Genomic DNA, 24,637 nt, shown 5'->3' on the forward strand with positions numbered 1-24,637 from the left:
ACTTCAGATCATTACGCTAAAAAAATTCCAAACCTTACGGCCTGGAATTTTTTTTTGCCTGATCCCAAATTCCTTTTAATAAAAAGTCCGGCAAACAACTGATTATTAATGTAGAGTATTAGAAATGAATGGTCATTGGCTTCGTTTGTCAATTTTTTGTAGACCATGAAAATTCAGTATTCACTTGCGATGTAAAATTCACCATTGCCATCTTTGGCATTCATCAAACCTTCCCTATCCTACTCATAATCCGGCATTTCGCCATTACTGAAAAGGGAGGATCGTGAAAGATCTGTCATACTGCTGTTTAGATTTATTACCATTACATTTCTCTGTGAAATATTATCATTGGAGGTATTCATAAAGATGACCTGAGCATTATTGGGTGAAAATCTTGGATCCAGATCATTGGTACCCATGGCTTTTTCGCTTTCAGAAGAAATATCATTCACCGTATTATCGGATAAGTTATAAATGAAGATATGAGAATCTAACTGGCGATAGTTTCCGCTTCCATCCTGATATCCTGAAATGTCACGGGTAAACAGAAGAAGCTTCCCATCTACGGAGAAATTCAAACCTCCACTGGCTCCGGCAGATCCGGACACTATGGTCTTAAGAACATTTCCCATCATATCAATAACATAAATACTGGTATTGTATCCGTTGTAGTCATTAGTTTTCAAAGCAATTTTACTTCCATCATAGCTCCAGTCACATTCTGAAATCATGCTTCCATCCGGAGTAGTATATACCAGAGCAAGGCCACTTCCGTCTTTATTAATCCGATAAAGCTTATTGAAATTTGAATAAATAATTTCCTTACCGTTGGTACTCCAGGCAAAATCCATTTCGTAGTTATTAAAGCCTGCTACAGGAACTGATGTTACTTTAAAAGGATTGGAACCATCAGGATTTGCGGTGTAAATATGCGTACTTCCACCTTCAGTTCTGAGAAAAGCAATGAGACCTGCATTATTATTTTTCCGTGGTCGCCAGCTGTTATAAGACGAGTCTGTGAACTGAAAACTGCCGCCTTGCTCATCACTAGACATAATAACAAAGTTACCATTCAGTTTTCTTACATAATGATATCTGTTGGCAGGAACCGTATTGGTAGTAAATTTACCGGTCTGACTTAAAACTGGCTGGTGAATGTCGTCCGAAACAGACACCTGCCAGAAGTAACTTACACCAAACTTCAGATTTGAAAGTGTATAATGATTTACTTTCAAATCATTAACCTGAATCACATTAGTGTCAAGATTATTTTTAATTGTTAAACTATATTTTAAAACGTCTGCTGTATCCGGATCTGTTGCACTCCAGGTAAGCTCAACACTTAATGGCTGATTGACTGCATTATCTATCGGACTTAGAAGCTGCGGTGTGGTAGGCGGAGAATTCAAAGATGTATCATCACTCATTTCAAACACCACCGTTACCACCTGATTTTGATTCTGCATATTAACAGACTGAAAATTGGTAATATATCCCGAAAGTTCTGCTTTTACCGAATAGTTACCGATCGGCATGGCAGCAATTTCGAAAGAACCATCAGTACCACTGAAAACAGTTTGTGTGGTAGGATTAGTGAAGATTTTCACATTGGCAAGGGGCACATTACTGCCTCTTTTCACTACTTTTCCTTTTAACGTTCCTGTCTGAGCCTGTTCTACAAGGTCTTCATTACATGAAAACAGACAAAAAATTAGGATGAATATGCTGAGTATTTTGATTAAAGTTTTCATAATTCGTGTTTTTATTTGTTTCCAAGGTAAAAGTTGATTCCCAATGCAAAGCGTAAGGCCTGATCTTTTCTTTTTCCATTCACCAGCCCTTCCCAATCATCTTTAAAGCCAAGATCATATTGAGCAGAAGCTCTCAGTGAAAAATTATGATCTATCATGTATTCCAGTCCGCCTCCGACTTGTCCTTTGTACTGAGGTTTATATTTAGAGTACAACGCCCCTGCCCCACCATAAATATATGGACTGAATCTGTATTTCGGAAAAAGAAGATATTCCAGATTAACTTCAGGGCCGAAGTAGTTTCTTTTTACAATGTTTTCATTTTCAAGAGTAAAATAGTTTCCATTCACCTCCACATTCAAGTTAGGAGTAAGAAAATATTTAAGTCCCACTTTCCCACCTATATTCATTTTAGGATTTACATAATCATCTTTCACCTTCTGAGCCTCTACATTCGCAAATACGGAAACTTTCTGTCTGTAATTGTCAGGAAATCTGTTTCCAATTACTCTTCCGGTATTATCTTCCTGTTCTTTGTTATATTCATTGAGTAATGCCTGATAACCGACGGTATCATCTATGGCCTTTCCCCATATTTTATCCTGAATTCCTTCTACAATAAGGGATTTCACTGCCTTTTCAATAGCTTCAGTTACGGCTAACTGAACAGGTTCGTTTTGGGTTAATCCCACTTCAGCCTCCAACAGCCTTTCAGTATCTATATATCTGAAAAAACTGCCATTAACACTGGTTGAAAGAATGGTTTTGGAAGTATAAACCGTTTTGAGGATTTCTCCGTTAAGAGTTGAAACGGCTCGAAGATAAATGGTAATCCTGTCCTGACGGTATTGTGTGGAAGCTCCAATTCCAAAATAACGGGCTCCAAGACCGCCTGTGAGGATATTACTATCGTAGGAAATTACTCCTCCTTCCAGAAGAATTCCGGCGTATAGAAGTGGAGGAAGTGATTGAGTGTTTTTATCAGCATCTTTTATATATTCCTGACGTGTGGAACGGATGATTTGTCTTTCATTGAGCAGATTGGCTATATTTTCCCTTTCAATAGGAATAAACCAACGGCTGTCTTCCAAGGCTTTGATGAGAATGGTAGTGGTTCCCTGTGGTACCGCAGTGCTCCAGTTATTGCCATTTTCGGAAGGTTTGTACTGGCCGGTCTGATCTCTGAATTTATAGACTCCTACGACTATTTTTTCTTTAGGCGGGGGTAGTTTCTTAAGTTCTGCTGTGGAAGCGGTTACCTCTCCCATCGTTGGCTTTTCGGGATCCGAAGGTAAACCGAATATTGAACTACAAGCCTGTAAAATACATAGCAGAAAACTACAGAAAAAGATTCTGGTGTAAGTGTAAGTTCTCATGATAAGTTTGGTTTTAAGTTTCTATGTTATTTTGGAATTACGATCTCGGACTGATCGCCTGTACCGGTATCCAAAATATTAATTAAAAGTCCCTGATTGGTATTGGTAATCTGAAGGTAGAGTGATCCGAAAAGATAATTACCCGGTTTTATATTTCCACTCCCAAACTGGTCTTCAAAAAGCTTTCTTGAAAGTTCACTAAGGATTTGTCTGTTCAGACTCTGGGTGAAGCTATCAAGAGAATTCATACGGTCAAGCAGATTAGTATAGTCTTTTTTTTCATCAAATGGATTCTGTGCATTGGCTGAGCTTAAAAGCCACTGATAATTAAAAGTATCTCCTCCAAATGCTGGGTTAATCGGCTTATAAACGAGTTGCTGAGATTTCCCTTGGAAAATACCCGCAATAAAAATCAAAATAATAACTAAAGTTTTCATAACGGACGTTTTTAATAGATAAATTCATTTTTTATAAGGTTTTTCTTTGCTGTAAATTCCTTGATATATTTTAAGCTGGAAGCTAACTGTTCTTTTAAATAGTCTTCTCCCGGGTTGGTCATAAAACTGTATATTATTTTATCATCCATCTGAATATTGATTTGACCGCTTGTTCCGCGAAGAGGAAGTTCAGAAATAGTGACAGCACTGCTGCTTTTGTCCGGAAGCTGGCTATACTGGATATAGAACATATCGTAAAAGTCTTTTCCAACCTTGGTTTTAGTTTCATCAATGGTAAGACCTTTAAGTTCATAAACAGCATCATCTTCTGCCTTGGCTGTATTCTTTTTAAAAAGATCACTATTGAGTTCAAGGCTATCTTTTGCTACCAAAGCTTTAGATTCTTCATCTCTGATATAAAGGAAAGCTTTTAAAGCATCTTTTGGTTCAAGGTTTACACTGATCTCAGACAATATCTTTACTTGGTTAGGGTTTACAGAAAACTTACCGTTTTGCTGATTGTTGGAGAGATTTCCCCCATTTCCTTTTTTTATAGATATTAAAAAATAGTTCAGTTCTTTATAGACGGCTGTATTATTAACAACCACAGCTTTTATTCTGATCTGGTTTTCCAGTGTAGTACTCTCGATTCTTGCCATTACTTTTTTATCCTCCTGTCCATAAGTCATGATAGACAGGAAGACAAAAAAAGTATTCAAACTCAGGATAGATAAAAGTTTCATCATTTGTGATTTAATAATTTCTCATGAAAACGGTTTTGTTATCTCCTTTTACATTGATCTGCATACCATCTGAAATGCTATTGCTTCCCGTAACATCAATAATATTATTACTTCCTTGTGTAATAATGGCAGCCTTGGCTTCCTTCTCTGCGAATGAATTGATAAAATAAAGAGCATTATAGTCTCCAAGCTGCTTTACAGTAATAATTGTTTTGTTATTAAGAGAAAGTTCTGCATTATTATCGTTACCTATCTGAATGATATTAGAGTAACTCGCATTCATTTCCATATTCTGTCTGGTAATAAGGTTTAAGATTGTATTACTGTTGACCTTATCCCAGTCGATTTCCTGAGCTTGCAATGGCAATACCATACCAAGAGCTAAAACACTCCATCTCAAATTAAACATGGCATTGATATTTAAATTAAAAATTAATAGAGTATGAGAGAAAACACACCTGGTAAATATTCATATAAAATCATAATTTCCAGGTAGATGTAAGCTTTAGGCTAAAAAAGGAGAAGCTACAGGTGTGGGTTCTCCTTTCAATTTTAAAGATTACAGTATTAAAAAGGGTTTAGTTCGATTGATTGATAACCATAGAGTTTCCATTACCCACCTGAGTACCAAGATGGAAATGAGCATCACCGGATTGAGTTACCCAGCTGAAGTTTCCGTTACCCACCTGAAGGTCAATAGCAGTATTAGAATCTCCTAATTGAACTTGATATAATTGGTTTGCACTACCTACCTGTAGTCCTACAGCTGTATTATCATCACCAATTTGGGCTGAAAGTGCTATATTACTGCTACCCACTTGAGTATGGTTGGCACTATTATCATTACCTGCCTGATATTGAACAAGTAGATTATTAGCTCCTATCTGAAGACCATCGGCTTCGTTTCTTCTACCTGTCTGGATTTGATAAGCCATGTTTCCACTACCTACCTGAATAGCTGAAGCATCATTTCTTCTTCCATCCTGATATTGGAATACACCGTTCCCCACCCCTATTTGTACTGAAGAAGCTTCATTTCTTCTTCCAAGTTGAATTTGTTGAGTTGAATTAAAAAGACCAAGCTGCCAGGTTGAAGCATCATTTCGATTACCTGTCTGGCTCACATTATTTGAGTTTCCGATACCGATTTGATCTACATCTATCGAGTTTCTGTTTCCATTACTCACGGCAGTATTCATATTGATAATACCTACCTGATCAATATCCGCAGTATTACGGTTCCCATTCTGTGTTAGAGAATTCATGTTCAAAAGACCTGTCTGGTCTACAGTAGCTACGTTCAGGTTTCCAATTTGGGTAGTCACATCAATATTAGACTGGGCGAAACCGAAACTCATGGCGATTAGTGTAAAGACACCTGTAAGTAAATTTTTCATCTTAGTAAAAATTAATTGGTTAATAGTAAGACAAAGGTATATGCTATAGGCAAGTGAGAAACCACCATCAAAGTGTAAATTATAAAAGTCACCATTTTTGGTTCCCAGGCTCACCGTTTTTGGTATTTATGAAGTCACGGATTTCAGTTACGCAGAAATACAGTATTGAGCTAGAAATTACAGGAATTCAACGATGAATAGTGAATTCGCTTCACTTGTCAATTTTTTGTAATCAAAAACAATTTACTATTCACTTGCGAAGCAAAATTCACTATTGACAAACTTTCTCTATTGGTTAATTAATGTTAAGGCCCTTATTTCTTCAGGAATATATTGTTAAATTTGAGCTATGGAAAATTTTGGAAAAGATTTATTAAGGAAAATAAAAAGTGTAGAGCTTCCCGGCGAACCCGCTCATGGAATATTTTCTCCTCCCTACCGTCCCGTTTTTACATACGATGAAGTACTTGCAAAAAATCCCAAGTTTGCAGCAGTGAATATTGTATTGTATCTGAAGGATAATGAGTGGTATTTTCCTTTAATCCAGAGAACGATTAATGAACATGACAGACACAGCGGGCAAATCTCATTACCTGGTGGAAAACGCGAAGAAATGGATCAGGATTTTGCTGAAACTGCTGTTCGTGAAACCTCAGAAGAAATTGGGATAGATAAACATTATATGAGAATTATCCGGGAAATGTCTCCCATCTATGTTCCGCCAAGTAATTTCTACGTATATCCTTATATTTCGTATACTAAAAAGAATCCTCTCTTCGTTCTTCAGCAGACTGAAGCAGTGGAGACCATCGAGTTTCCGATCACTTCTTTTTTAAATCTGTCGGATACCCCTGAAATTATGGCACTTCCAAGTGCCGGCGGAAGTGAAGTTCCTGTCATCAATTTCAACGGATATATTATCTGGGGTGCTACAGCAATGATATTAAGTGAATTCAGCCAGTTGCTGAAAAAAATGTAACTTTGCACTACCGTGTTTAATTGAAAAATGGCGAAGAAAAATATTTTCACCGATGCATTCGGAACACCTTATTTTTTAAAAAGGTTTATTATTTTTATTTTAGGAGTTGTATCCTACAGAAGATTCAACGGCTTTAATAAGTTAAAAATAACCGGAACAGAGCACCTTGTGGATCTTCCGGACTCCAATGTGTTGTTTGTATCTAACCATCAGACTTATTTTGCAGATGTAGCTGCAATGTACCATGCTTTCTGTGCCGTAAATAATGGATATTTAAATACGATTAAAAATCCGATCTACCTGTTGAATCCAAAGATTGATTTTTACTATGTAGCAGCAGAAGAAACCATGAATAAAGGAATTCTCCCTAAAATCTTTAAAATTGCAGGAGCTGTAACCGTAAAAAGAACCTGGAGAGCAGAAGGAAAAAATGTCAACAGAATGGTAGACATGAGCGAGGTAGACAATATCATGAAAGCACTGGATAATGGCTGGGTAGCAACCTTCCCTCAAGGAACAACATCAGCCTTTGCCCAGGGACGAAGAGGAACTGCCAAATTGGTAAAAAACCAGCGTCCTATTGTAATCCCGATCAAGATCAACGGATTCAGAAGAGCATTTGATAAAAAAGGACTCCGTGTAAAGGTAACCGGTGTAAAACCTACCATGGAATTCAAGGCTCCTCTGGATATCGATTATGATAATGAAAAAGCACCGGAAATTCTATTGAAGATCATGACTGCCATTGAGCAGACGGAAGACTTCAATGTACTACACAATTATGATGAAGAACTTAGAGCTAAAAAATTAGAACAAAAGGACTCAAATAATTAAGTTATGAACAGAATAATCGGAATTTTATTCGCTATCATAGTATTAGTTTCGTGCAACAGCCAAAAAGTATATTCGGATTTTGATATCAGTTATTCGAAAAGTGGCGGCGTTGCTCCTGTATATGAAAATCTGCTTATCAAAGGGAACAATGTACACTACTCCTTTGAGGGCCAGGGGAAAAAACATAAACAGGATTTTAAAATTTCAAATGAAGATCTGAAGAAACTGGAACAGGTTCTTTCCCAAAATAATTTCAGAAGAATACAGGAAGATCGTAAGAAATTATACGATAATATTTCTACTTCAATTAATATTAAAAAAGGGCCTAACGAAGGCAGTAAGTCGGATGCCAGTATGATTATTTCTAATTATCAGACTAACTGGAATAACATTCTTGAGGCCTTCCAACAGATCATTAATACTAATGTTAAAAAACAGTAAATACAATTGAAAACCCACTTCATTGCCATTGGCGGAAGCGCCATGCACAATCTTGCCATTGCGTTAAAAGATAAAGGATATCAGGTTACCGGTTCAGATGATGCTATTTTTGAACCATCAAAATCCAGATTGGAGAAAAAAGGAATATTACCTCAGGAAATGGGCTGGTTCCCGGAAAAAATAACTCCGGATATTGATGCTGTTATTCTTGGAATGCATGCTCATCAGGACAATCCTGAACTGGCAAGGGCAAAAGAATTAGGGTTAACAATATATTCTTACCCGGAATTTTTATACGAACAGTCTAAAAATAAAACAAGAGTGGTTATTGCCGGATCACACGGGAAAACAACCATTACTTCCATGATTCTTCATGTTCTGAATTTCCATCAGAAAGATGTAGACTTTATGGTAGGAGCCCAATTGGAAGGTTTCGACTGTATGGTAAAACTTACTCAGGATAATGATTTTATGGTATTAGAAGGTGATGAATACCTTTCTTCGCCTATTGACCTGCGTTCAAAATTTTTATTATACCAACCAAATATCGCCTTAATGAGCGGGATTGCTTGGGATCATATCAATGTTTTCAAAACCTTTGATGATTATATTGAACAGTTCAGAAAATTTGTAGCAAGCATTACCCCTGGTGGTGTTTTAGTATACAATGAAGAAGATGCTGAAGTAGTAAAAGTAGTGGAAAATGCTGAAAACTATTTCAGAAAGATCCCTTACAGAACACCAGAATACGAGATCAACAACGGGAAAGTCTATTTAAAAACTGAAATGGGAGATGTTCCACTTTCTGTTTTCGGAGCACACAACCTGTTGAATATGGAAGGAGCAAGACACATCTGCCAGCAAATGGGAATTATGGATGAGGATTTCTATGAAGCAATCATGAGCTTTAAAGGAGCTTCCAAACGTCTTGAAAAGGTAGAAAGAGAAGATAAAGGAACATTGTATAAAGACTTTGCTCACGCTCCAAGTAAGGTAAAAGCTGCTGTAAAAGCATTCAAGGAACAGTTTAAAAATGAAAAGAAGTATGGCTTCCTTGAACTCCACACTTATTCAAGCTTAAATCCTGCCTTTTTAGAGCAGTATGACCATGCTATGGACGGATTGGATGAAGCTATTGTTTTCTATTCTGAAGATGCTTTAAAGATCAAAAGAATGGAACCTATCTCTCCGGAATTTATTAAAGAAAAGTTCAAGAATGACAACCTAAGAGTTTTCACCAATGCTGAAGATCTTCACGCTTTCTGGAATACATTGGATAAAACTGATGGAGTTTATCTGATGATGAGTTCAGGAAACTTTGGCGGACTTGATCTGACGAAATAATCGAATTTAAAAACTCGATATAAAATAAAAATTCCTTTCAGCCTTTGAAAGGAATTTTTATTTTATTTAACCCTGGTGAAATAAGTTTTGATAATATCAACAACACCATCCATATCTACATTCATCTTACCTTCAATAATCATATTTGTTTTGGTGAGCTCTGTAACAGTATAAGGAATATTCATATCATCATAAAAAATCATTTGCTTTGTCTTGGGATTATAGGTATACTTCATTGTAACAATATGATCCTCAATACATTTATTATCGTTAGCAGCATACCCTACTACTCTTGCATCAGACTCCGTAAAGTCAATCGTATTCATTACACTACATCCCTTTGGCTCGTTAGTTATATTTTCCTGTGTACTGGTTTGATAAGTTATTGACTTTCCAATTTTCCACATTCCAATAACATTAGGCTCCGGCGTACTATCATCACTGCTGCACGAAGCAATTGCTGAAAATGCGGCAAGTACCAGAAATATTTTTTTCATGATTAAAGTTTTAAATTGTATCTAAGTCCCGAAGATAATACAATTTCAATTACTTCCCTCATATTTGAAATATGAGATTTTTCAGGATTTCCTCTGTAGAAAGTTCACTATACTGATGAATAGACTGCCCTGTCCAAATTCCCACAAAATCCGTATTCTGCTTAGATTTTGCAGCTTTACGCAAGGCATTTGTCAGTTTATTCTGGTAAGGATAAGGTAAAATATATTCTGAGCCTTCCACAGCCTCAATATATTTATTTTTAACTCCTCTGGCATACCTGCCTGAAAAGCTTTTTGTTAACATGATCTCATCTTCTCTCACCTTTTTGAGCCTTTCTTTTTCAAAAGGTTGCAAAGCACTTTCCTGAGAAGCCAATAGAAGATTTCCTACCTGAAATCCCTGTGCTCCCAAATCCTTTACAGCCTTTACCATTTTCCCGTTATAAATTCCGCCTGCATAGATTAACGGAACCTTTACATGATCATAAACTTGTGATAATAACGATAATCCTCCAATCTGCGGAACATTGTCAGGATCAAAAGTTCCTCTATGCCCTCCAGCTTCTGTTCCTTGCACACAGATGATATCAATTCCGGATTTTTCTAACATCAACGCTTCACATACTGAAGTACACGTACCAATAAGTGTTACGCCATTTTCTTTCAGCTTCTGAATACTTTGATCGTCCAGATTTCCGAAAGTAAAGCTTAATATTTTGCAGTTTTCTTCAATGATTACATCTACCAATTCATGGTAAGGTGTTACTTTAAGATCTTCAAGATCAGGAAAGCTAACCTCAATATCATTCTCTTTTGCCAACTGTTCTAAAAACTGTCTGGTTTTAATAAATTTCTCTTTTAAAGCTTCTGTTATTTCAGGAATGTGATGTACAAAAATATTAGCAACAAAAGGCTTATCCGTTAATTTTCTTGTCTCTCTAATCAATCCAATGGATTCCTCTGCTGAAAGATCAGCCAATGCCAAAGAACCCAGACAGTCTGCACGAGCTGCTGCAGCTACCATCTGTACAGTACTCACTCCAAACATCGGAGCCTGAATGATAGGATATTGTACTCCCAATTTTTTACTGATTGTATCCGGCCAAAGCATAAGAAAGTATTTAATTAAAAAGGTACAAAAAATAAGACGATCTCAGTTTCACCAGAATATGACATTACTCACCAGCATTCCATCTATTATATCCAAGTCTGATATTTCTCTTCTACCCAAATTTTCATATATTCATTAAATTCAAACAATAATAATTCTGTTTCTGTCTCAAAGCATCCCAAAGGTAAACCATCTCTAATACTAATTTCCACCCCCTGATCTAAATTAATAAGAAACTGTTGGGAACCAAAATCTGAAATATCAAAAGTGATATAATTATAATTCTGTTTTAATCCTTTAACATCCAAATCTATAAGCTTTTCAAAGTAGTCAAAGATCTTTCCGAATAATTCACCTCTTTCCTGAAAGAAATCGGAATTATTTTTTGTTATTTTCTTATGATCAAAAGCTCTCATCTGAAAAATGAAATTAAAATCCTGGTCAACCAATAGTTCAGCAACTAAAAGTCTTTCACAAAAGCCATCATATTTGGAGTACGAAAAAATATAGTCACTGTTTAAGGTGACCATATTTTTATCTTCATCGAAACTTTTAGCATAAATCCACATGCGATATTAAATATCCGCTACAGCATTCAACATTTTCTCTTCCCATTCAGGATCTTTTGGATCAAAAAATAATCTTTTTCCTGTATCTAAAGAACGGACAACATTCATTTCATCTTCTGTAAGCTCAAAATCAAATACATTAAAGTTTTCTTCAATTCTTGATGGTGTCACAGATTTCGGAATTACAACAAAACCTTCCTGTAAATGCCATCTCAGAATTACCTGAGCAACCGTTTTTTCATATTTCTCGGCAACTGTCTTCAAATCAGCATTGCTTAAAAGGTTTGCATTTCCGTTGCCAAGCGGGCTCCACGGTTGTGTTACAATATTATTTTCTCTGTCGTAAACCTGTAATTCTTTTTGCTGAAACACAGGATGCAGCTCAATCTGGTTAATTACGGGAAGAATCGTTGAGTTCTCTTTTAATTCCTCTAATTTTTCAACAGTAAAATTACAGACACCAATCGCTTTTATTTTGCCTTCCTGATATAATTCTTCCAAAGCTTTCCATGTTCCCAAAAAGTCACCATACGGCCAATGGATAAGATACATATCCAGATACTCCATCTGCAGTCTGTTCAGCGTTCTCCGGAAGGCACTTTTAGCTTTTTCATATCCATGATCCTGAACCCAAACTTTAGAAGTGATAAACAATTCATCTCTGTCTACTCCACTGTTTTTTACCGCAGCTCCTACCGCAGTTTCATTTTGATAGATTGCTGCTGTATCAATCATTCTGTATCCTGTCTGAATGGCTTTAATAACGGCATTTTCACATTCTTTCAGGTCCTCCATCTGCCATACTCCAAAGCCTAAAGCAGGAATATCCACACCATTATTTAAAGTTACTACAGGTTGCCCTGTATAGATTTTCTTTTGCATAAATCTTTATTTTAATTATTAATATAAAGTGATGAAACAAATTTGCGATAAAAAAACGGAACACCGACTTACCAATTTTACTGTTTTTTGTTAAAAAGTGTTATTTAATGAGCACTTACGATAGGTTGGAAAATGCTAAGACACAAAGATGTTTTCCTTATTTTTGTATAAAACTCCAATCATTTTACAGGAAAAGAAAGTTTATGGAAAAGTATACTTTTAACAGGATTGAAAAGGATTCAGAAATTCCTTACACCTTATTGCTATTGGCAGATGAAACCATCGAAGCTATTGATCAGTATATTTTCAAATGTGACATCTATCTGTTATGGTATAGAACAGAAAATATTGCCGTTATGGCTTTATATAAAAACAGTGATACTGAACTGGAGATTAAAAATATTGCTGTTATTGAAAGTTATAGAAGCAAAGGAATTGGTAGTATTTTAATTGACAAAGCCAAGGAAATTGCCCGTGAAAGTCATTATGAAGTCCTGAATGTCGGAACTTCGGATACAGGTTTTCAGCAGATCAGGTTTTATGAGAAAAACGGTTTCATGAAAATGGGAATACGTAAAGATTTCTTTATTGAAAATTACCCATCCCCGATTTATGAAAACGGTTTACAGATGCGGGATATGATTCTGCTTACCCATCATCTTACGGAATAATCCTTTAATATGTTCTATTTCCGTTTGGTAATTGGTCTTTTTCCTGCATCCGAAATATAAAGTATTTTCCAGCTTTTTCTTTCCTTCCCAGATCAGTTTGACATCTCCGCTTTCGATTTCATTTTTGCATAAGAAATCCGGAACAACGGCTAACCCTACGCCTCCTTTAAGACAACGGATGATGGAATTGAGATTGGGAACTATATAATTAGGGCGGAAGTTTGGTTTATGTCCAAAATTTAATATCCAGTATTGAAAAAGATGTTCCATATCACCGGTAGTTCCGTACCATTTTTCTTTCTTCAGCCACTCTTCGATCTGCTCTGAATCCTTTGTTTTTAAAACTTTCTTGAAACCCTCCAGGTCTATATCTTTACCTCCTACAAGAACAATCTGTTCAGATGAAAAAGCTTCATGTTCTATATTGGGAGAAGATCCTTTTTTTGGAGTGATGATAAGATCCAGAATCCCTTTATCTAATTGATCCAGCATTTCAGGATATTCTCCAAAACTGATAATCAGATTAAAGGGTAATGAAGAAACGTATTGTTCCAGAGTCGTCTGAAAAGTTTCAAAACACATTCCCACACTGATTGTTGGAGTCATTTTTTCTGTGGATTTCTGAAAGTTTTTCTCTACATCCTCCAGCTTGGTAAGAGGCTCTGCTACAGCATTGAATAATACTTTACCTCTCTCTGTGGGCATCATTTTCCTACCCGTTCTGTCGAATAATTTATACCCTACATACGCTTCCAGTGAACTTAAATGCAAGCTCACTCCAGGCTGTGAAATGAATAAGGCATCCGCTGCACCTGTTAACGTCCCGGTTTTATAGATCGCCTTAAAAGTACGATACCATTCTAAATTGACCATGACTTATTTATTAATATTCTGATGCAAAGTTATGAAACAATTATAATATTAATATATTTTTATTTCTTAAAAATGATGCATAATAATCCGGAATTCCGCTTTTCTCGATCTGACGAGCGGTTTCTTCAAGCGGATAACTCAACTGTACAATTTCAGGAATCATCTTTTCATCATCTAAAGTAAGTACAAGGTAAGAAGCCAACCTGTTTCCTTCCTTGGAGCGACCTACGGAACCGCAATTGACAGCCCATTTTTTATTTTCAAACTGTTTTGTAAACGATAAATGAGTATGCCCCATCACGATCAGATCAGCATTTGAATTCTCCAGCATCTTCATAAAAACCTCATCATTTTCCGATTCATACAAATAATTATCATTACTTTCCAGGCTGGAATGTAATAACTGAAGACTCCAATGCTTATTTCCTACTTTATAGTTTAATTTCAAATGAAAAGGAAGTTCGGAAAGAAACTTTTTATTTTCTTCTGTAATATGTTTTTTAGAATGATCTATAGCGATAAATCTCGCCTTCGTTTCTTCTTCAGAATGTTTAGACAAGGGAAAAACAGACAGATCAAAAGCAATTCTTTCATCGTGATTTCCCAGCAGACAAGGAATATTCATACTCTTCATTGTCTCTATCACTTCATTTCCCCAAGGGGCAAAATCTACAAGATCTCCCAAGCAGAACTTCTGATGAATTCCTCTCTGTTCAATATCCTTCAACACCACTTCCAATGCCGGAAGATTCCCATGTACATCACTGAAAACTGCTATCTGTATCATTGTCTCTCAATTTGGTAATCAAATTTACAAGACAAAAGGGAATTTCAATTCAGATATAACATGACATTTCACCATGAGATAATCATTATTGATCATCAGTTTTTGTCGAATAAAGCCAGTTGTCAATTTTGTTTGCAAATGAATAATGAATTATTGTTGATTATAAAAAATTGACAAGCGAAGTGAATTCACTATTCACCATTCACTCAAATTACATTATATAAATATTCTGATACTTTACTATAATTTATATTATTTTTATTATACACCTGTCCGAGGTAACTTTGCATAGTAAAATTTAAACAATCATAAAAAATGAAAAAAATATTAATCATCAACGGAGGACAGAATTTCGGACATTCCGGAGGAAAATATAATCAGACCATCGCAGAAAATACATTAGCTGCTCTTAAAGAATTTGATAATGTAGAAGTAAAAATCACCAACGTAAGTGAACATTATGATAAACATGAAGAAGTAGAAAAATTTGTTTGGGCAGATTATATCATTTACCACACTCCCATCTGGTGGTTCCAGCTTCCGAATGGATTGAAAAAATATATTGATGAAGTATTCACCGCTGGTCACGCAAAAGGTATTTATATGAGTGACGGAAGAAATGCAGCCAATCCTGATATCAATTACGGCACAGGAGGAATGCTCGGCGGAAGAAAATATATGGTAACAACAAGCTGGAATGCTCCTGCTACAGCCTTTACACTTCCGGGAGAATTCTTTGATGAGAAAAGTGTAGATGAAGGACCTTTATTTGGTTTCCACAGAATGAATGCCTTTGTATCATTAGAAAAAATGGAAAGTTTCCACTTCCATGATGTAGAAAAGAATGCTAATGTAGAACGCGATATGAAACTTTACAGAGAACACGTGAAAAATGCATTTGAAAAAGAATTAAAAAAGGAACTGGTATCATGAAAAAAGTACTGATTACAGGTATTACTGGCTATATAGGCGGAACTATAGCAAAAAAACTCCTTGACAAAAATTATGAAGTAACAGGACTGGTCCGTAATGAAGCTCATGTGCAGGAACTGGAATCATTGGGAATCAAAACCATTATAGGAAATATACATAATGAAGATCTTATAAAATCAGCAGTTTCCAGTGTTGATGCTGTTATCCATAATGCTGACTCCGCAGATGACGCTTATGCTGTGGATAGTTTTATCAAAGCATTAGAAGGAAGCTATAAAACTTTTATATTCACTTCAGGTTCTGCTATTTTCGGCGGCAAGGAGAATGGTAAAAAAAGTGATTTTATCTTCAGAGAAGATTTCCCTTTGCAGCCAAGACTTGAAATGGCATCAAGAGTCATGATCAACAACTATGTTCTGCAATCTGTAAACAAAAGCATAAGAAGTATCGTTATTGTTCCTACAATGGTTTATGGAGAAGGTTTAGGGATAAAAAAAGACAGCATCCAGGTCCCTGCTCTTATTAATTTTTCCCAGAAAAAAGGACATGGAGTTTATTTTGGTGATGGTGAAAATATCTGGTCTAACTTACATATTGAAGACTTGGCCAATCTGTATGTACTTGCCTTGGAAAAAGCAAAAGGCGGTTCTATTTATTATGCTGAAAATGGTTCATCTTCCCTAAAAAACATTGCAGAAATCATCAGTAAAAAATACAATCTTAAATCTGCCCAATCTTTGAACATACAAGAAGCTGTTGACAATTTTGGTCCTGCAGGAGGTTATTTCGGCTTTGCTTCCAACAGCAGATGCAGCGCAGATAAAGCCAGAACAGAACTGGATTGGAAACCTATCTATAACTCAATTGAAAATTTTATTTAATTATGAAAATTCATCTTACAGCTATTATAAAAGCCAAAGAAGAACATCGTTCAGAAGTATTGGACGTTCTTCAGAATATGGTACAGGAAACAAGAAAAGAAGAAGCGTGCGAATTGTACAATCTTCATCAGGGAATTGAAGACAAGAATCATTTTGTCTTCTACGAAATATGGAAAAGTGAAGAAGGATTAGCACAGCATAATGAACAGCCTTATATTAAAGCTTTCGGAGCTTTGATTGATGAAAAACTTCAGGAAACACCACAAATTTATATCACTCATCTTATTTAACAATGAAAAAACTGACACTATTATTTTTTAGTCTTTTGACGATAGGATTGATTCAGGCACAACACCAAAAATCTATGGGTATGAAAAAGAAAATATTATTCGTTGTAACCAGCCATGATAAAAAAGGCAGTACAGGAGAAGATACAGGATACTATTTGGGAGAAGTTTCTCACCCTTGGGAAGTTCTTCACAAAGCAGGATATGAAATTGACTTTGTAAGTCCGAAAGGCGGAACTCCACCGGTAGATGGATTTGATTTAAAGGATCCTGTAAACAAAGAGTTCTGGGAAAACAAAGAATACAAAAACAAAATCGATCATTCTTTAACACCATCACAGGTAAATCCAAAAGAATACTCAGCCATCTTTTATGCAGGCGGACATGGAGCGATGTGGGATCTAGCAGATAATACTGAACTTGCTTCTATTGCTTCAACAATTTATGAAAACGGTGGGATTGTAGCAGGAGTATGCCATGGCCCAGCAGGTTTGGTGAATATCAAACTGAATAATGGAAAATATTTAATAGATGGTAAAAAGATTAATGCTTTCACCAATGAAGAGGAATCTGCTGTAAAATTAACAGATATTGTTCCTTTCTTACTGGAAAACAAATTAAAAGAAAGAGGAGCAAAATTTGAAAAATCAGGACTTTGGCAGAATCATGTGGTAACAGATCAAAGAGTCATTACGGGACAGAATCCACAATCTGCAAAAAGCGTGGGAGAAGCAATTTTAAAAGAATTAAATAAATAAGAAAATGGAATATAGAAAACTAGGAAACATAGATTTAGAATTATCAACCATCACACACGGAGCTTTTGCTATTGGTGGTAATATGTGGGGTGGTAATGAGAAACAGGATTCTATTAATTCTATTCACGCTTCATTAGATCATGGTGTAACTTCTATTGACACAGCTCCTTTCTACGGTTTCGGATTAAGTGAAGAAATGATTGGTGAAGCTATAAAAGGAAGAGACCGTTCCAAAATCCAGCTATTAACCAAATTAGGTTTGGTATGGGATGGAAGCAACAACGGAAAAGGAGAATTTTTCTTTGATGCTGAAGATGAAGGAAAAGTAATTCCGGTTTATAAATTCGCTTCTAAAGAAAACATCATCAAAGAAGTTGAAGAAAGCTTACAAAGACTGGGTACAGATTATATCGATCTTTTACAGCTTCATTGGCCAGACAGTACAACGCCTATCAGTGAAACAATGGAAGCTATGGAACTATTAATCCAACAGGGAAAAATCCGTGCTGCCGGAGTAAGCAATTACAGTGTTGTACAAATGGAAGAAGCTAACAGAACATTGAAATTAGCCAGCAACCAGGTTTCTTACAGTATGCTGAACCGTGCTATTGAAAATGATCTTGTACCTTATTCTTTAGAAAACAATTCCGGAATTATCGTGTACAGCCCAATGGAAAGAGGTCTTTTAACAGGTAAATATTTCAAGGATAACAAGCTAAAAGACAACGACCACAGAAACGGGTATTTCTCTCAGTTTGATTTAAATAAAGTAAAAACTTTCTTAGAAAAAATTGAACCGATTGCTCAGGAAAAAGAAGCCAGCCTTTCTCAACTGATATTAAGATGGACTACTCTACAACCGGCAATTACAGTAGTATTAGCAGGAGCCAGAAATGCCCAGCAAGCTATTGAAAATGCAAAAACAATGGACATCACCCTTTCTCAGGAAGAGCTGAACTTCATCAACGCTGCTTTAAGCAAGATTTAATATAAAAGCTGGGAGCTGGAAGAATGAGGATGGAAGTACTATATCAGTGAATTGATTACTTATAAGTCTTTGAATTCAGATTAAATAATCCCAATGATTTTTAATACAAAAAGAGCTCTTCACTATTGAAAAGCTCTTTTTTTGTATGGTAAACCTCAGCATTAACCTCCAGCTTACTCCTCCCATCTTACTTACCTCCTCCCTATTTTGCAATAGGCAGATGGGTACTTATCGCAATTCTGTTCCATGCATTGATGGTGATAATCGCCATAATGATCTGAGCAATCTGAGCCTCATCAAAGAATGATTTAGCCTTTTGATAGGTCTCATCTGTTAATCCTTTTTGGCTGATTAAAGTAATTTCCTCAGTCATTGCCAAAAGCACCTGTTCTTCTTCTGTAAAAAACTCTTTAGCTTCTGTCCACCCATCCAGAATGAAGATTCTCTGAGCTGTTTCCCCATATTTAAGGGCATCTTTGGTATGCATATCAAGGCAGAAAGCACATTTATTGATCTGGGAAGCCCTGATTTTAATTAATTCCTTTTGAATATGGGTTAAAGAAGTATTCTGTAAGTATCCTTCTAATCCCAACATTGCTTTATACGCTGCGGCATCTGTAGTGGCCATGTTAAATCTTGCACTCATTATATTTATTTTTTGGTTAATTGATCTATACTAAAAGAATATTGTTGCTGAACAGCCAATAAAAGAGCTGCCGCACTTCCTACCCAAACTGAATAATTGAGTGGAGCCTTAGAACCTAAAGCAATAGTCATTGATACTGCGAAAATCAATAATAAGATACAGCTTCCATAGGCTGCAATTCTCGTTTTAAAGCCCACCGTCAGCATCAATGGAAATAAAATTTCTAAAGATGTGGCTGCATAAGCTGAGAAAGTACTCAAAGCTTCAGGAAGAAAAAAAGTTAATGATCTAGTGTATTCTTCAAAGCTCTTCATATTTCCCCATGAAGAATTTTCCGGACTCCACCACCCGAATCGATCAGCCACTGCAGAAAGCATGGTTACAGAAAGAGCCAGTCTTAAAAATAACTGCGGAAACTGATGTTGTGTATCTGTCATTGCATTCTCTTTTAATTACATGACAAATTTCCGACTTCTGATCCGTAAAAAACTTAAACTGGTTTAAGAACGTAATTTTGCTTTGATTTCACTCAGATATTCTGGGGTAAAACCAAGAAATGAAGCGATAAGATATTGAGGGATTCTTTGAATAAACCAAGGATATAATGTACTGAAATGAATATATAACTCTTCCCGTGAATACTCAGTCAGATAACGGAGTTTTCTTTCGGAAGCCGCATAAGCTCTCTGATAAATAATCCTGAAATACTTTTCCATGACGGGATGCTTTTCCAATAATAATTCCTGACTTTTAGAATCAATGACAAGAATGGTAGATTTTTCCACAGACTGAATATTAAAATCCGTCTGCAGCTGCCTTTCGTAAGCAAAAGTATCAGTAATCCACCAGTTTTCAATAGCAAACTGAGTAGTGTGTTCTACTCCTTTTTCATTAATAAAATACTTTCTCAGGCAACCTTCCACCACAAAATACATATTTCTGCAAACCTCACCTTCCAGCATCAGACTTTGCTTCTTCTTCACCTTCAATACTTCAAAGAATGAAAAAATTGAAACATACTCTTCGTCTGTTACTGTAATGAATTTATTTAAATGTGCCTTGAAATTATCCATCTTTAGAATTGAATACTCAAACTTAACTTTATTTTTTTAGTTTTACAATCTCAAAAACATTAAATAATGGAAGTCGTTGCTAAAATTCTGATCGCCGTTGTGGCACTGGAACATCTCTATATTCTTTGGATGGAAATGTTCGCTTGGGAAACCAAAGGAAAAGAAGTTTTCAAAGCTGCTCTGCCTGCGGAAATGTTCAAACCTACAAAAGGATTGGCCGCCAACCAAGGGCTTTATAATGGTTTTCTAGCTGCCGGACTCATCTGGTCTTTTCTGATTAAAGATCCGCAATGGCAGGATAATATAGCATTATTCTTTTTAGGATGTGTGGCTGTGGCGGGTATTTATGGAGCCATTTCTGCTACAAAGAAGATATTTTTTGTTCAGGCATTGCCTGCAATATTGGCTATCATTGCTGTTTTACTGAAGTAATTTCATTGATTATTTTGTAAGGATCTTCTCCAAAAAATCAGCATTATCAAATCACTTTTATCTTTAATGATAAGAGGAAATTTATCATGAGTATCTCGCTCTATAACCTGACTTAAAACCAGCTTCTTAGGTCCAAAAAAATCCATTTAAAATAAAATTCGTAAATTTGCAACGTTGTAAAAAACTGATATACAGGTTTTTTATAATAGATCCGCATTTTGATGAAATGTAGGAATTCAAGTTGTTCTGTACACATATCTTTTATTACCTCATCAGTAATTTAATTGTAGAATCCATGTAAAAGATTAATTTCTTTTTACACATGACACTCTTTTTCTAGAGTAAAATCTATTGAAATATTTAAAATAAACATAAGGCCACAGGGCTTTATGCTATTATTTTTTTGTTTGCAGCTTTTATCATTATAAGCTCGGCAGATTATTTTGTACACTCGTCACCAAGAACAACAGATGTTAAATGTTTAATCATGTAATGATATACAAAATGGTGTATCAATTATAAATTAAAAAATTCTGAATATGGAAAAAAATGAAAACAGTAGAAAAGTAAAACTTAAAGTTGAAGATCTGACTATTATTTTTGGTAAAAACAAAGAAAAAGCACAGGAACTTTTAGACAAAGGTTTTTCCAAAAAGGAAATTCTTGAAAAAACAGGGTGTACTGTAGGAATCAACAAAGCGAGTTTTGAGATCTATGAAGGTGAATTCTTTGTCATCATGGGACTATCCGGAAGCGGAAAATCTACCTTGCTGCGTTGTCTTAACAGACTGAATGAGCCTACTTCAGGAAAAGTATATATCAATGATGATGATATTACCGGTAAAAACAATAAAGAACTTCTGGAAGTAAGAAGAACAGAAATGAGCATGGTATTTCAAAAATTTGGATTGCTTCCTCATCACAACATCTTAGATAATGCAGGTTTCGGACTTGAAATCAGAGGAGAAAGCAAAACTTCCCGCGATGAAAAAGCACAGAAAGCACTCGATATTGTTGGATTAAATGGTTTCGAAAATCAGTATCCTTCACAACTTTCGGGAGGAATGCAGCAAAGAGTAGGATTAGCAAGGGCTTTAGCCAATGATCCCGAAGTATTACTTATGGATGAAGCTTTCTCTGCACTGGATCCTTTAATAAAATCTGAAATGCAGGATCAAATGCTGGAACTGCAAAACACCTTGCAGAAAACCATTGTTTTCATTACTCATGACCTGGACGAAGCCATTAAAATAGGAGACCGTATCGTCATTATGAAAGATGGTGTCATAGAACAAATAGGAACAGCCGAAGATATTTTAACCAATCCTGCAAGCGACTATGTAAAAGCATTCGTAGAGAAGGTAGACCGTAAAACAATTATCACCGCAAGATCTTTGATGTTCGATAAAGCAACAGTAGTACGTTTTAGGAAAGACGGCCCTGAAGGTGCTTTAAGAAAAATGAGAGCAACAGGGTTAGAAAACTTACCCGTTGTAGATTTCCAAAATAATTTTCTTGGTTTTGTAATGCTTAATGATGTTGTCAGAATTGCAAAAAAGAAAGAGCCAACAGTGGAATCCATTATCAATAGCAATGTACCTTCAGTATATCCCGAAGTGACAGTAGAAGAAATGTTACCATTAATTTCAGGAAATAAATCTGCCATTGCTGTTGTAGATGAAAACAATAAATTTTTAGGTCTTGTCACCCAATTATCTCTTGTCATAGAAGCTACCAAATTTAACGAAGAAGAAATCATTGAATTAAAAGAAATCGCAAACAACCAATAAGATGAATAAAATTATAGATATAGGTCAATATGTAGAAACTGCAATCAATTGGCTCACAGAAAACGGAAAACCAGTATTTGATGTTATAAAACATATAGGAAACGCTTCTATCATGGGGATTGAATGGGTATTGATAAATACTCCTTTTTATGTAATCATCCTCTTCATTACCCTCTTAGCATTATGGAAAGCTGGAAAAGGTATCGCCATTGTTACAGCAGCAGGATTAAGTTTGATATTTTTGATGGGATTATGGAAAGAAACCATGGAAACACTGGCGCTTATTTTCGTAGCAACCATTACCGCACTTGTCCTTTCTATTCCTCTGGGAATTTTAGCTGCTAAAAACAAAATCGCAGCAAAAATTATCCGCCCTTTACTGGATTTAATGCAAACTATGCCTGCCTTCGTTTACCTGATTCCTGCTGTCCTGTTTTTCAGCATCGGAAAAGTACCCGGTGCTTTTGCAACAATCATTTTTGCAATGCCACCTGCTGTACGTTTAACAACACTGGGAATTGAATCTGTTCCTAAAGATATTGTAGAAGCCGCACGTGCTTTTGGAGCAACCAGCCGTCAGATCCTGTTTAAAGTGGAACTTCCTTTAGCAATGAAAACTATTTTAACAGGGATCAATCAAACCATACTCCTATCCTTATCTATGGTTGTGATTGCCGGAATGATTGCCGCAGGCGGTTTGGGTGAAAAAGTGTTGGAAGGAATTAATAATCTGGATATCGGACTGGGATTTGAAAGCGGATTATCCGTTGTTATTTTAGCTATTATCCTCGACAGGATTACCCAGGGATTTGTAAAGAAAAAACAATAAGATGAAACAATTAAAATATCTATTTTTTCCCATTTTAATAGCAGTGTTCACTGCATTAAACTCATGTGGAAACATAAAAAATTCCAAATATATTACCATAGGAATGGTAGATGGCTGGGCAGAAGATGTTGCTATGACCCATGTTGCCAAAGCCATTTTGGATCAGCAAGGCTATCATGTCATTATTCAGAAAGCATCCACAGATATGATTCTGGCTTCAATGAATAATGAAGATACAGACCTTTTCATGGGAGTCTGGCTTCCTTACACTCATGCTAAAAAGCTGGCCAAATTTCCCGAATTAACACATATTGGAACGAATTATAACAATGGCCGCATAGGATTGGTAGTTCCGGAATATGTTCCCATTCAGTCTATTGAAGACCTTAACCAGCATCAGGAACAGTTCAATCACAGAATCATTGGAATTGAAAAGGGTGCAGGATTAACAACAGGAACAGATAAAGCTATTATTGATTATAAACTGAATTACAAACAGATCAATTCCTCTACCATTGCCATGATCACTGAATTACAGAACGCCATACAGCGTAAACAATGGATTGTGGTAACAGGATGGCAGCCCCACTGGATGTTTGGTAAAATGAAACTCAAGTTTCTCGACGATCCAAAAAAAATATTTGGTGAAGCAGAACAGATTAAAACCTACGCAAGAAAAAGCTTTGCTACAGATCATCCGGAGCTCGCAGCATTCTTTTCTAAACTCCATTTTGATGATGAAACCATGTCTGATCTTCTAATCCAAATGGAACACAGTAAAAATAAAGAAGCCACTGCACAAAAATGGGTGGAAAAGCATTCTGAACTGGTCAATAGATGGTTAGATAAAAAGTAATTTGGCCATTCATTTATGATGACTAAAAATCCTCTACTCTACTGGGTCTGAGGATTTTTTCTTGCTCTTTTTAAGATTCGGAAGAGCTCATCGATTCCTTGATCTTCTCTCTATGCAGCAATCCCCAATTTACCAGCGTCTCTGTTACCGGAAATACAGATTTTCCATATTCTGTCACTGCATAAGTAACGGTAATAGGTTTTGTATCCTGGATCGTTCTTGTAATCAGAAGATTGGTTTCTAATTCCTTCAGTTCCTTACTCAGCATTTTTGCAGAAATTCCATCAATCCCACGTTCCAGCTTTTTAAAATGAATCTGTTGATCCGTTCTGTTAGTCAGGTATCTTAAAATCATCAGTTTCCACTTTCCGCCCAATACATCCAGGCTATCGCGCATTGCAAATAATTCTTCTGTACAGGTTGCTTCTCTTTCGGTTCCGTTTTCAATAATTTTTGCCATAATAGTTTCATC

The 24,637-nt window shown here is 36.0% G+C and carries 30 protein-coding genes; 14 read left to right on the forward strand and 16 right to left on the reverse strand.

From position 1 onward, the window contains the following. Nucleotides 1–239: 239 nt before the first annotated feature. The 6 genes from J2772_RS21765 to J2772_RS21790 form a co-directional block, all read right to left on the reverse strand. On the reverse strand, nucleotides 240–1,751 hold the full coding sequence (locus tag J2772_RS21765) for a carboxypeptidase-like regulatory domain-containing protein (RefSeq protein WP_209920447.1): 1,512 nt from the start codon (nucleotides 1,749–1,751) through the stop codon (nucleotides 240–242). A gap of 11 nt (nucleotides 1,752–1,762) precedes the next feature. Next, nucleotides 1,763–3,127, reverse strand: a complete 1,365-nt coding sequence (locus tag J2772_RS21770; protein ID WP_209920450.1) for a CsgG/HfaB family protein — start codon at nucleotides 3,125–3,127, stop codon at nucleotides 1,763–1,765. Nucleotides 3,128–3,153: 26 nt separating this feature from the next. Next, nucleotides 3,154–3,564, reverse strand: coding sequence for a curli production assembly/transport component CsgF (locus J2772_RS21775; protein WP_209920453.1), 411 nt, complete (start codon nucleotides 3,562–3,564; stop codon nucleotides 3,154–3,156). A gap of 11 nt (nucleotides 3,565–3,575) precedes the next feature. Beyond that, entirely contained in the window at nucleotides 3,576–4,310 is a 735-nt protein-coding gene (locus tag J2772_RS21780) for a curli production assembly/transport protein CsgE (protein WP_245365297.1), read from the reverse strand. Between the two features lie 7 nt (nucleotides 4,311–4,317). Next, entirely contained in the window at nucleotides 4,318–4,716 is a 399-nt protein-coding gene (locus J2772_RS21785; protein ID WP_209920456.1) for a hypothetical protein, read from the reverse strand. A 169-nt stretch (nucleotides 4,717–4,885) separates the two neighbouring features. Next, a complete protein-coding gene (locus J2772_RS21790) occupies nucleotides 4,886–5,704 on the reverse strand; it encodes a hypothetical protein (RefSeq protein ID WP_209920458.1) in 819 nt (272 codons plus the stop codon). 349 nt (nucleotides 5,705–6,053) lie between these two features. On the opposite strand from J2772_RS21790, the gene J2772_RS21795 reads away from it, so the two are divergent. Genes J2772_RS21795 through J2772_RS21810 form a run of 4 tightly spaced genes read left to right on the forward strand, consistent with a single transcriptional unit; the run spans nucleotide 6,054 to nucleotide 9,302 of the window. Continuing rightward, the gene (locus J2772_RS21795; RefSeq protein ID WP_209920461.1) at nucleotides 6,054–6,683 is read left to right on the forward strand and encodes an NUDIX hydrolase; all 630 of its coding nucleotides are present in this window, start codon (nucleotides 6,054–6,056) and stop codon (nucleotides 6,681–6,683) included. Between the two features lie 27 nt (nucleotides 6,684–6,710). Next, a complete protein-coding gene (locus J2772_RS21800; protein WP_209920464.1) occupies nucleotides 6,711–7,517 on the forward strand; it encodes a lysophospholipid acyltransferase family protein in 807 nt (268 codons plus the stop codon). A gap of 3 nt (nucleotides 7,518–7,520) precedes the next feature. Beyond that, nucleotides 7,521–7,958, forward strand: a complete 438-nt coding sequence (locus J2772_RS21805; RefSeq protein ID WP_209920467.1) for a hypothetical protein — start codon at nucleotides 7,521–7,523, stop codon at nucleotides 7,956–7,958. 6 nt (nucleotides 7,959–7,964) lie between these two features. Next, on the forward strand, nucleotides 7,965–9,302 hold the full coding sequence (locus J2772_RS21810; protein WP_209920471.1) for a UDP-N-acetylmuramate--L-alanine ligase: 1,338 nt from the start codon (nucleotides 7,965–7,967) through the stop codon (nucleotides 9,300–9,302). Between the two features lie 62 nt (nucleotides 9,303–9,364). Here the strand turns inward: J2772_RS21810 and J2772_RS21815 are convergent, their stop codons facing one another. The 4 genes from J2772_RS21815 to J2772_RS21830 form a co-directional block, all read right to left on the reverse strand. Then, a complete protein-coding gene (locus J2772_RS21815; RefSeq protein ID WP_209920474.1) occupies nucleotides 9,365–9,799 on the reverse strand; it encodes a lipocalin family protein in 435 nt (144 codons plus the stop codon). A gap of 58 nt (nucleotides 9,800–9,857) precedes the next feature. Then, complete coding sequence (locus J2772_RS21820; protein ID WP_209920477.1) at nucleotides 9,858–10,910, reverse strand: NAD(P)H-dependent flavin oxidoreductase; 1,053 nt, start codon at nucleotides 10,908–10,910, stop codon at nucleotides 9,858–9,860. 86 nt (nucleotides 10,911–10,996) lie between these two features. Then, on the reverse strand, nucleotides 10,997–11,440 hold the full coding sequence (locus J2772_RS21825) for a hypothetical protein (RefSeq protein WP_209920480.1): 444 nt from the start codon (nucleotides 11,438–11,440) through the stop codon (nucleotides 10,997–10,999). Nucleotides 11,441–11,485: 45 nt separating this feature from the next. Beyond that, nucleotides 11,486–12,361, reverse strand: a complete 876-nt coding sequence (locus J2772_RS21830) for an aldo/keto reductase (RefSeq protein WP_209920482.1) — start codon at nucleotides 12,359–12,361, stop codon at nucleotides 11,486–11,488. Nucleotides 12,362–12,564: 203 nt separating this feature from the next. Between J2772_RS21830 and J2772_RS21835 the strand changes: the two genes are divergently transcribed. After that, nucleotides 12,565–13,032, forward strand: coding sequence for a GNAT family N-acetyltransferase (locus tag J2772_RS21835; RefSeq protein WP_209920485.1), 468 nt, complete (start codon nucleotides 12,565–12,567; stop codon nucleotides 13,030–13,032). Here the strand turns inward: J2772_RS21835 and J2772_RS21840 are convergent. Then, the gene (locus J2772_RS21840; RefSeq protein WP_209920488.1) at nucleotides 12,985–13,905 is read right to left on the reverse strand and encodes a LysR family transcriptional regulator; all 921 of its coding nucleotides are present in this window, start codon (nucleotides 13,903–13,905) and stop codon (nucleotides 12,985–12,987) included. The two genes, J2772_RS21835 and J2772_RS21840, sit on opposite strands and share 48 nt — an antisense overlap. A 40-nt stretch (nucleotides 13,906–13,945) precedes the next feature. Next, complete coding sequence (locus J2772_RS21845; protein ID WP_209920489.1) at nucleotides 13,946–14,692, reverse strand: metallophosphoesterase family protein; 747 nt, start codon at nucleotides 14,690–14,692, stop codon at nucleotides 13,946–13,948. Between the two features lie 315 nt (nucleotides 14,693–15,007). Here J2772_RS21845 and J2772_RS21850 point away from each other — a divergent pair, with 315 nt between their 5' ends. From J2772_RS21850 to J2772_RS21870, 5 genes are all read left to right on the forward strand, one after another. Then, complete coding sequence (locus J2772_RS21850; protein WP_209920492.1) at nucleotides 15,008–15,625, forward strand: NAD(P)H-dependent oxidoreductase; 618 nt, start codon at nucleotides 15,008–15,010, stop codon at nucleotides 15,623–15,625. Continuing rightward, the gene (locus tag J2772_RS21855; RefSeq protein WP_209920495.1) at nucleotides 15,622–16,506 is read left to right on the forward strand and encodes an NAD-dependent epimerase/dehydratase family protein; all 885 of its coding nucleotides are present in this window, start codon (nucleotides 15,622–15,624) and stop codon (nucleotides 16,504–16,506) included. Before J2772_RS21850 ends, J2772_RS21855 begins: the two co-directional genes overlap by 4 nt. A gap of 2 nt (nucleotides 16,507–16,508) precedes the next feature. Then, nucleotides 16,509–16,796 (forward strand): putative quinol monooxygenase, encoded by a 288-nt coding sequence (locus tag J2772_RS21860; protein ID WP_209920498.1) that lies wholly within the window; start codon nucleotides 16,509–16,511, stop codon nucleotides 16,794–16,796. Nucleotides 16,797–16,876: 80 nt separating this feature from the next. Next, nucleotides 16,877–17,551, forward strand: coding sequence for a type 1 glutamine amidotransferase domain-containing protein (locus tag J2772_RS21865; RefSeq protein WP_209920502.1), 675 nt, complete (start codon nucleotides 16,877–16,879; stop codon nucleotides 17,549–17,551). A 4-nt stretch (nucleotides 17,552–17,555) separates the two neighbouring features. Then, the gene (locus J2772_RS21870; RefSeq protein ID WP_209920504.1) at nucleotides 17,556–18,539 is read left to right on the forward strand and encodes an aldo/keto reductase; all 984 of its coding nucleotides are present in this window, start codon (nucleotides 17,556–17,558) and stop codon (nucleotides 18,537–18,539) included. Between the two features lie 202 nt (nucleotides 18,540–18,741). On the opposite strand, the gene J2772_RS21875 is transcribed toward J2772_RS21870, so the two are convergent. The 3 genes from J2772_RS21875 to J2772_RS21885 form a co-directional block, all read right to left on the reverse strand. After that, complete coding sequence (locus J2772_RS21875; protein WP_209920507.1) at nucleotides 18,742–19,185, reverse strand: carboxymuconolactone decarboxylase family protein; 444 nt, start codon at nucleotides 19,183–19,185, stop codon at nucleotides 18,742–18,744. Nucleotides 19,186–19,190: 5 nt separating this feature from the next. Continuing rightward, nucleotides 19,191–19,622, reverse strand: coding sequence for a DoxX family protein (locus tag J2772_RS21880; RefSeq protein WP_209920509.1), 432 nt, complete (start codon nucleotides 19,620–19,622; stop codon nucleotides 19,191–19,193). Between the two features lie 63 nt (nucleotides 19,623–19,685). Continuing rightward, nucleotides 19,686–20,258 carry a Crp/Fnr family transcriptional regulator gene (locus J2772_RS21885; protein WP_209920512.1) on the reverse strand — a complete coding sequence of 191 codons (573 nt, stop codon included), beginning with the start codon at nucleotides 20,256–20,258 and terminating at the stop codon, nucleotides 19,686–19,688. Nucleotides 20,259–20,324: 66 nt separating this feature from the next. On the opposite strand from J2772_RS21885, the gene J2772_RS21890 reads away from it, so the two are divergent. The 4 genes from J2772_RS21890 (at nucleotide 20,325) to J2772_RS21905 (ending at nucleotide 24,165) form a co-directional block, all read left to right on the forward strand. Beyond that, nucleotides 20,325–20,690 carry a DUF1304 domain-containing protein gene (locus J2772_RS21890; protein ID WP_045493771.1) on the forward strand — a complete coding sequence of 122 codons (366 nt, stop codon included), beginning with the start codon at nucleotides 20,325–20,327 and terminating at the stop codon, nucleotides 20,688–20,690. A 539-nt stretch (nucleotides 20,691–21,229) separates the two neighbouring features. Next, on the forward strand, nucleotides 21,230–22,480 hold the full coding sequence (locus tag J2772_RS21895) for a glycine betaine/L-proline ABC transporter ATP-binding protein (RefSeq protein ID WP_209920515.1): 1,251 nt from the start codon (nucleotides 21,230–21,232) through the stop codon (nucleotides 22,478–22,480). 1 nt (nucleotide 22,481) lies between these two features. Then, on the forward strand, nucleotides 22,482–23,309 hold the full coding sequence (locus tag J2772_RS21900) for an ABC transporter permease (RefSeq protein ID WP_209920518.1): 828 nt from the start codon (nucleotides 22,482–22,484) through the stop codon (nucleotides 23,307–23,309). A gap of 1 nt (nucleotide 23,310) precedes the next feature. Further along, nucleotides 23,311–24,165 carry a glycine betaine ABC transporter substrate-binding protein gene (locus tag J2772_RS21905; protein ID WP_209920520.1) on the forward strand — a complete coding sequence of 285 codons (855 nt, stop codon included), beginning with the start codon at nucleotides 23,311–23,313 and terminating at the stop codon, nucleotides 24,163–24,165. 70 nt (nucleotides 24,166–24,235) lie between these two features. Here J2772_RS21905 and J2772_RS21910 read toward each other — a convergent pair whose 3' ends face one another. Beyond that, complete coding sequence (locus J2772_RS21910; RefSeq protein ID WP_209920523.1) at nucleotides 24,236–24,625, reverse strand: winged helix-turn-helix transcriptional regulator; 390 nt, start codon at nucleotides 24,623–24,625, stop codon at nucleotides 24,236–24,238. Between the last annotated feature and the right edge of the window lie 12 nt (nucleotides 24,626–24,637).

The organism is Chryseobacterium jejuense (genome assembly GCF_017877355.1).
In the GTDB taxonomy this organism is placed as follows: Bacteria; Bacteroidota; Bacteroidia; order Flavobacteriales; family Weeksellaceae; genus Chryseobacterium; species Chryseobacterium jejuense_A.

Excerpts from the sequence above, each read along its gene's own strand:
- J2772_RS21850 (WP_209920492.1), top strand. The coding sequence starts at position 15,008 with ATGAAAAAAATATTAATCATCAACGGAGGACAGAATTTCGGACATTCC.
- J2772_RS21795 (WP_209920461.1), top strand. The coding sequence starts at position 6,054 with ATGGAAAATTTTGGAAAAGATTTATTAAGGAAAATAAAAAGTGTAGAG.
- J2772_RS21845 (WP_209920489.1), bottom strand. The coding sequence starts at position 14,692 with ATGATACAGATAGCAGTTTTCAGTGATGTACATGGGAATCTTCCGGCA.
- J2772_RS21860 (WP_209920498.1), top strand. The coding sequence starts at position 16,509 with ATGAAAATTCATCTTACAGCTATTATAAAAGCCAAAGAAGAACATCGT.
- J2772_RS21910 (WP_209920523.1), bottom strand. The coding sequence starts at position 24,625 with ATGGCAAAAATTATTGAAAACGGAACCGAAAGAGAAGCAACCTGTACA.
- J2772_RS21790 (WP_209920458.1), bottom strand. The coding sequence starts at position 5,704 with ATGAAAAATTTACTTACAGGTGTCTTTACACTAATCGCCATGAGTTTC.
- J2772_RS21765 (WP_209920447.1), bottom strand. The coding sequence starts at position 1,751 with ATGAAAACTTTAATCAAAATACTCAGCATATTCATCCTAATTTTTTGT.
- J2772_RS21785 (WP_209920456.1), bottom strand. The coding sequence starts at position 4,716 with ATGTTTAATTTGAGATGGAGTGTTTTAGCTCTTGGTATGGTATTGCCA.
- J2772_RS21865 (WP_209920502.1), top strand. The coding sequence starts at position 16,877 with ATGAAAAAGAAAATATTATTCGTTGTAACCAGCCATGATAAAAAAGGC.
- J2772_RS21820 (WP_209920477.1), bottom strand. The coding sequence starts at position 10,910 with ATGCTTTGGCCGGATACAATCAGTAAAAAATTGGGAGTACAATATCCT.
- J2772_RS21775 (WP_209920453.1), bottom strand. The coding sequence starts at position 3,564 with ATGAAAACTTTAGTTATTATTTTGATTTTTATTGCGGGTATTTTCCAA.
- J2772_RS21805 (WP_209920467.1), top strand. The coding sequence starts at position 7,521 with ATGAACAGAATAATCGGAATTTTATTCGCTATCATAGTATTAGTTTCG.
- J2772_RS21815 (WP_209920474.1), bottom strand. The coding sequence starts at position 9,799 with ATGAAAAAAATATTTCTGGTACTTGCCGCATTTTCAGCAATTGCTTCG.
- J2772_RS21885 (WP_209920512.1), bottom strand. The coding sequence starts at position 20,258 with ATGGATAATTTCAAGGCACATTTAAATAAATTCATTACAGTAACAGAC.
- J2772_RS21770 (WP_209920450.1), bottom strand. The coding sequence starts at position 3,127 with ATGAGAACTTACACTTACACCAGAATCTTTTTCTGTAGTTTTCTGCTA.
- J2772_RS21800 (WP_209920464.1), top strand. The coding sequence starts at position 6,711 with ATGGCGAAGAAAAATATTTTCACCGATGCATTCGGAACACCTTATTTT.
- J2772_RS21890 (WP_045493771.1), top strand. The coding sequence starts at position 20,325 with ATGGAAGTCGTTGCTAAAATTCTGATCGCCGTTGTGGCACTGGAACAT.
- J2772_RS21905 (WP_209920520.1), top strand. The coding sequence starts at position 23,311 with ATGAAACAATTAAAATATCTATTTTTTCCCATTTTAATAGCAGTGTTC.
- J2772_RS21875 (WP_209920507.1), bottom strand. The coding sequence starts at position 19,185 with ATGAGTGCAAGATTTAACATGGCCACTACAGATGCCGCAGCGTATAAA.
- J2772_RS21835 (WP_209920485.1), top strand. The coding sequence starts at position 12,565 with ATGGAAAAGTATACTTTTAACAGGATTGAAAAGGATTCAGAAATTCCT.
- J2772_RS21880 (WP_209920509.1), bottom strand. The coding sequence starts at position 19,622 with ATGACAGATACACAACATCAGTTTCCGCAGTTATTTTTAAGACTGGCT.
- J2772_RS21870 (WP_209920504.1), top strand. The coding sequence starts at position 17,556 with ATGGAATATAGAAAACTAGGAAACATAGATTTAGAATTATCAACCATC.
- J2772_RS21840 (WP_209920488.1), bottom strand. The coding sequence starts at position 13,905 with ATGGTCAATTTAGAATGGTATCGTACTTTTAAGGCGATCTATAAAACC.
- J2772_RS21900 (WP_209920518.1), top strand. The coding sequence starts at position 22,482 with ATGAATAAAATTATAGATATAGGTCAATATGTAGAAACTGCAATCAAT.
- J2772_RS21780 (WP_245365297.1), bottom strand. The coding sequence starts at position 4,310 with ATGATGAAACTTTTATCTATCCTGAGTTTGAATACTTTTTTTGTCTTC.
- J2772_RS21825 (WP_209920480.1), bottom strand. The coding sequence starts at position 11,440 with ATGGTCACCTTAAACAGTGACTATATTTTTTCGTACTCCAAATATGAT.
- J2772_RS21895 (WP_209920515.1), top strand. The coding sequence starts at position 21,230 with ATGGAAAAAAATGAAAACAGTAGAAAAGTAAAACTTAAAGTTGAAGAT.
- J2772_RS21855 (WP_209920495.1), top strand. The coding sequence starts at position 15,622 with ATGAAAAAAGTACTGATTACAGGTATTACTGGCTATATAGGCGGAACT.
- J2772_RS21830 (WP_209920482.1), bottom strand. The coding sequence starts at position 12,361 with ATGCAAAAGAAAATCTATACAGGGCAACCTGTAGTAACTTTAAATAAT.